The 5,893-nt window shown below is 69.0% G+C and carries 3 protein-coding genes and 1 rRNA gene; 2 read left to right on the top strand and 2 right to left on the bottom strand.

The window, feature by feature from the left end; genetic code table 11:
- Nucleotides 1-885 precede the first annotated feature (885 nt).
- Nucleotides 886-2,202 (bottom strand): hypothetical protein, encoded by a 1,317-nt coding sequence (locus tag AC3EO4_RS55345; RefSeq protein ID WP_431904871.1) that lies wholly within the window; start codon nucleotides 2,200-2,202, stop codon nucleotides 886-888.
- Between the two features lie 105 nt (nucleotides 2,203-2,307).
- Between AC3EO4_RS55345 and AC3EO4_RS55340 the strand changes: the two genes are divergently transcribed.
- Nucleotides 2,308-3,729, top strand: a complete 1,422-nt coding sequence (locus AC3EO4_RS55340) for a hypothetical protein (protein ID WP_431904869.1) — start codon at nucleotides 2,308-2,310, stop codon at nucleotides 3,727-3,729.
- A 310-nt stretch (nucleotides 3,730-4,039) separates the two neighbouring features.
- Nucleotides 4,040-4,768, top strand: coding sequence for an SAM-dependent methyltransferase (locus tag AC3EO4_RS55335; RefSeq protein ID WP_431904866.1), 729 nt, complete (start codon nucleotides 4,040-4,042; stop codon nucleotides 4,766-4,768).
- Nucleotides 4,769-5,643: 875 nt separating this feature from the next.
- Here AC3EO4_RS55335 and rrf read toward each other — a convergent pair.
- Nucleotides 5,644-5,760: ribosomal RNA gene (rrf, locus tag AC3EO4_RS55330) — 5S ribosomal RNA — on the bottom strand.
- Nucleotides 5,761-5,893: the final 133 nt, after the last annotated feature.

Here is a 5,893-nt window from a genome sequence, read left to right as displayed (position 1 = left end):
ACCCGAAAGGCAGCGTGGAGGCACGAGCGTACTCGCTCAAGTTGAATTTGTCCACGCTCACGCAGACCCATCGTTCCGGTCGCACTTCCAGGATGCCGTGCGCCGCCCCGCTTGTCAATATCCAACACCGCTCGCCAGGAGTTTCACTGAGTGCTCGGGTCGGTGTCGCCGGTCCGGTTGGCCATGCTGTCCCGTTGGGCGCCGTTCATGTCGGCCGGGTCCCGGCCGTTGCTCTGGACCGCGCGATGGCTGCGACGGCCGTTCCTGATTGAGGGGGCGGCGATGGGCTCGCCGATCGTGATCGCGAGGAATGGGGGCAGCCCACGTTCGCTCGCGACGGCATGGGGCCGGGGGCGCCGCCGTCCGGTCGGCTGGGCGTGGCCGGCGGGCGCCTACCGGCGTGCCGAACACTCCGCTGGTTTCGGCCGATCGTCGGCGGACTGCCTTCGATCGAGATGCGAGTGGCGGCGAGTCAGGATCGATCGAATGGACATGTCCGCAGCTCCGCTCGATCGATCCGAGAGTCACGGCGGCGGAGCGCCGATCGAGGCTCCGGCCAGGAGGGTCGATCGACGCGGGGCCGATCCGGGATCGATCGACGCCCGGTGTACCTGGTGGATCGACGGCTGACCTCGCAGCCGGGCGACGACGGTCGATCGAGGGCGCCGGAAGCCGGCACGGTACCGACGAGGGAGTGGGCCGCCTCAGCGCGCCGCTGCGGCCAGGCGCTGCCAGAGGGCGATGGATCGACACAGTCGCCGCATGGACTGCTCTCCGGACATGCGAAAGCCCCGCGATGGGGTCGCGGGGCCTGGGGATCGCGCCGATCTCGCCGCGGCCGTGCCGTACCAGAAGCACTTCCTTCCGGTACGGCACGGCGGCGGGTCACTTCTTGGCTTCGGGCTCTTCCTGATCGTCGAGGATGTCGCCGAAGTCGGGCTCGATGAACGCCGGGCTGATGCCGGGCTTCGCGGACTCGGAGTCGCCCGACCTGGCCGTTCCTGCTGAGGACTTGTCCAGCTCGGCGTCCACGTCCTCTTCCACGTCGTCGGTCTCGCCGGCCGGCTCCGCGGCCTCCCGAGCGTCGTCAGCCTCCAGGTCGTCCTCGGCGTCCGAATCGTCGTCGGAGTCGCCGTCCTCATCGGAGTCCAGCTCGTCCTCGGAATCCAGGTCGTCGTCGGAGTCGACGGGCGAGGCCGGCGGGACTTCGGATGCGCCCTCGGCGTGATCGACGGCGTAGGACGGCTCGCCGGCCTCAGCGGCCTCGTCGGCGATGTCCTCGTCATCGTCGAGAACGTCCCCGCGACCCTCATCGCGTGCGTCCTCGATCTCGTCCTCGTCGTCGTCCTCGTCCTCGTCCTCGTCCTCGTCGTCGAGGTCGAGGTCGAGGTCGGACTCGCCTTCGGAGGCGTCCTCTTCGACGGCCAGGACATCGACGTCCTCGTCGTCACCCTCATCGTCGAGCAGAGTCGCGCCCTCCAGGGCGTCCTGGTCGGCCAGGACGTCGACGCCCTCGCCGGTCTCGTCGACGGCCTCGTAGTCCTCTTCGATGTCCTCGATCACCGCGCCGGTGAGCTCCGCGTAGCGCTCGGCGGCGTCAGTCTCGCCGTCCTCGTCGAAGGCCAGCGCTCGGGCGAACCAGTCGGTCGCCGCCTCCTGGTGTCCGGCATCGGCCAGAGCGTCGGCGTAGGCGAACGCCAGGCGAGCCGACCACGGACGCGGGTTCGGGTCGCGCAGCTCGGGAAGCCGCTGCAACGTGATGACGGCCGCGTCGTTCTGGCCGAGATCACGGCGGGCGCCGGACTCGACGATGGCCAGCTCGATGCGTCCCGCCCGGTCGAGACGCTCGGCCTCGGGCGAACGAACCAGGTCAAGGGCACGCTCAGGGCGGCCCATTCCGCGCTCGCAGTCCGCCATGATCGGCAGATAGGCATCCGAGCCGGTCATCCGCCGCGCGGCGCGCAGGTCGGACAGCGCCTCCGAGTAGTTCCCCGCGCGGTAGGCCACGATGCCCGCGGCCTCGCGGACGACACCGATGCGAGCGGCGAACCTGCGGGCTACCTTGGTGTGCTCGTGCGCCCTGTCGGGGTCGTCCTCAACGAGCGCGCGCTCGGCGGCGACCAGGTGGCTGCCGACCAGCTCGGCCAGGTCCAAGGGGAGGGAGCGCAGCTCGTCCCTCACGTCCTTGTCGAGTTCGTCCAAGGTGATGTCCGGCGGGACGTCGGGCAGCTTCTCGCGGCGAGGGGCCTCCTCGTCGCGGTCCTGCCTGCCGAACCGGGCCCTGACCGGCGCGCCGGAGCGGTCCGCGTGCCCGCGATCGTCGCGCGAGAACGGCCGGTCCTCGCGTCCACGGAACCCACCGCCCTGCGGGCGATCGCCGCGGTCCCTGTAGCCCCCGCCCTGCGGACGGTCGCCACGGTCGCGGAACCCGCCACCCTGAGGCCTCTCGCCACGGTCGCGGAACCCGCCACCCTGGGGCCTGTCACCACGGTCGCGGAAGCCATCGCGGTCCTCACGCCGGTCGAAGCCTCCGCCCTGGGGACGGTCACCACGATCCCGGAAGCCGCCACCCTGCGGACGGTCACCACGATCCCGGAAACCGCCACCCTGCGGACGGTCACCACGATCCCGGAAACCGCCACCCTGCGGACGGTCACCACGATCCCGGAAACCACCGCCCTGCGGACGGTCACCACGATCCCGGAAACCGCCACCCTGCGGACGGTCACCACGATCCCGGAAACCACCGCCCTGCGGACGGTCGCCACGGTCGCGGAACCCGCCACCCTGGGGCCTGTCACCCTGGGGCCTGTCACCACGGTCGCGGAAGCCACCGCGGTCCTCACGCCGGTCGAAGTCACGACGCGGACCACGATCGTCCCGATCCCGGATACCGCCACCCTGCGGCCTCTCGCCACGATCGCGGAAGCCACCACCCTGAGGCCTGTCGCCGCGATCACGGAAACCACGATCGTCCCGGTCCCGGTAGCCACCGCCCTGCGGACGGTCACCACGGTCGCGGAAGCCGCCGCCCTGCGGACGGTCACCACGATCCCGGAAGCCGCCACCCTGAGGCCTGTCGCCGCGATCACGGAAACCACGATCGTCCCGGTCCCGGTAGCCACCGCCCTGCGGACGGTCACCACGGTCGCGGAAGCCGCCGCCCTGCGGACGATCGCCACGGTCACGGAATCCGCCACCCTGAGGCCTGTCACCACGGTCGCGGAACCCACCGCGATCCTCACGCCGGTCGAAGTCACGACGCGGACCACGATCATCCCGATCCCGGAAGCCGCCACCCTGCGGCCTCTCGCCACGGTCCCGGAAACCGCCACCCTGCGGACGGTCACCACGATCCCGGAAACCACCGCCCTGCGGACGATCGCCACGGTCACGGAAACCGCCACTCTGGGGCCTGTCACCCCGGTCGCGGAACCCACCGCGATCCTCACGCCGGTCGAAGTCACGACGCGGACCACGATCATCCCGACCGCGGAAGCCGCCACCCTGCGGCCTCTCGCCACGGTCGCGGAACCCGCCGCCCTGGGGTCTGTCGTCACGGGAGGCGTATCCACGCTCATCCCTGTTCTGGAACGGACGCGACGACCGCGGCCGCTCATCCCGATCACCCGAGCCGCCCCGGTCGTCACGACCCTGGTACCCGTCTCGCGACCGCTCACCGGACCTGAACGGACGGTCGCCGCGCGACTGCCCGCGCTCGCCGTATGAACGCCTCTCCCCGTAGCGAGGCCTGTCCCCGCTCTGTCCGCTGGGCTCGCGGCGGCCCTCGTCGTCCGATCCGTTATCTCTGTTCACTTCTGGTCCATTTCGTTGGCTCACTCAGCGGACACGTGCTCCAACGCGACGGTCCACCGTGGCTGATCGCCGCCCGCTCTCGGGTCTTACGCGACGAAGGCCACCCGTGGTTGAGGGTGGCCAGGCCTCTCCAGCCTAGCAAGCCCCCAGGTGTCCCCGAGCCTCAAGCTCCATCAGGAAAAGCGATCGACCTCCACCACCTCGGTATCCCACAATGACCGCCATGTCGCTGCGCTTCCACGAGATAGCCGAATCCCGGCACCGCATCCTGAATCCGATCACCGACGACAAGCTCGACCTGCTGGGCGAGATCTGCCGCATCCAGGACGGGCATCGACAACTCGACCTCGCCTGCGGCAAGGCGGAGATGCTCAGCCGCTGGTCGGCGCGTTACGGCCTGACCGGCGTGGGTGTGGACATCAGCCGGGTCTTCCTCGCCGCCGCCCGTGAGCGCGCCGCCGAGCTCGGCGTGACCGACCGCCTGACGTTCGTGCAGGGCGACGCGGGCGCATACCGCGCCGAGGAGACGTTCGACCTGGTCTCCTGCATCGGAGCGACATGGATCGGCGGCGGCCTGACAGGAACGCTCGACCTCATGCGCCCGGCCCTGCGCCCCGACGGGCTCGCCCTGGTCGGCGAGTGCTACTGGATCGGCGACCCACCCGCCGAGGCGCTGAAGGCATACGAAGGCTTCACCACCCTGGCCGGAACCGACGACAGGTTCGAGGCGGCAGGGTTCGAGCTGGTGGAGATGGTTCTGGCGAACCCTGACAGTTGGGACCGCTACGTCGCCAGCCAGTGGTTGACGCTGAGCGACTGGCTACGCGACAACCCGGACGATCCCGAGGAGCCCGAGATCCGCGAGTTCCTGCGGGCGGCGCGCCGAACCCACCTCGAGTACGGCAGGCAGCACCTGGGCTGGGGCGTCTTCGTCCTCCGTCCGAGGAAGTAGAACGTCTTCCCCTCACCCGACAGGCATGGGGACATCACACGAATGAGACCCGCTGGCATGGGACATCACATGAACGCTGGACATGGGGATGTCGCACGAATGGCCAGCGGTACCCCCTATCGGTTGGCCAGCGGTCCCACTTATCGGTGCGACTGCGTTGAGCCCTGGTCCTCACGCGCACACGACACGGGGCGACGTCGGAGAACCTGAGCGCAGCCGGAGCTGTGCCGGCGGGAGGGCTCCTCCTGCATGTGGCGATCTTCGCGCACCGATGAGGGCGACGCCGGGAGCCCGCCTGGAGTGAGGCGCTCCTGGGTGCGCGTCCTCGAGGAGTGAGCGTCCACGTCCTTATCTGGATGCCGCGTGTCGTCCGGTCCCCCTGGGTGAGCGGCCTCGCCCCTTGCCCTCCTTGGGTGCCGCGTGAGTGAGTGTCCTCGTCCGGTCCCCCTGGGTAGCGTCCGCGCGGAGCGCGTGTCCTCGTTCCGTCTTTCCGAGAACGGGCGTCTCGTGGACAAGCTCCGACAACAACCCACCTGGGCCTCCCTCACAAACGGCGTGAGAGCAGGGCGAGGCGAAAGGGGCTATGCGGCACCTCCACAACGAGCTGCGTCGAGGGCACACACTACGTTGGCCATTGGCCATCCCCCGGTGCAAGCGCTCGGCACGCGCCCAAGCCGTAGCCGCCGGCAGCCACTCTCTCAACACTCCGACTGTTGACCGTGCGGCCTTGAGTTACGGTCGACGGTGAGGAGTGTTGTTGTGCAGCTACCAGTCGGATCGACTCGCCTTGGTGAGCAGTCGCCAGGGCGGTGGGACGTCGTGCCGGTCAACGCAAAAAGGGCAACCCCATGCGGGGTGGCCCTTTTTGAAAGATTGTCCGGCGGCGACCTACTCTCCCACACCCTCCCGAGTGCAGTACCATCGGCGCTGCAGAGCTTAACTTCCGGGTTCGGAATGTAACCGGGTGTTTCCTCTGCGCTATAACCGCCGTAACTCTATGAAACTGTCAAACACACACAGTGCTTGCTGTTTCAGAATTGCATAGTGGACGCGGGCAAGAAGACCTTGGTTTCGCGCTGCTCCGGACCCGGCGAAGAGTAACAGAGCGCTGCAGAAACCAAGCTT

The organism is Nonomuraea sp. bgisy101, assembly GCF_057708945.1.
Note: the sequence above shows the minus strand (reverse complement) of the source record. Positions and strands in the feature narration are given on the sequence as shown.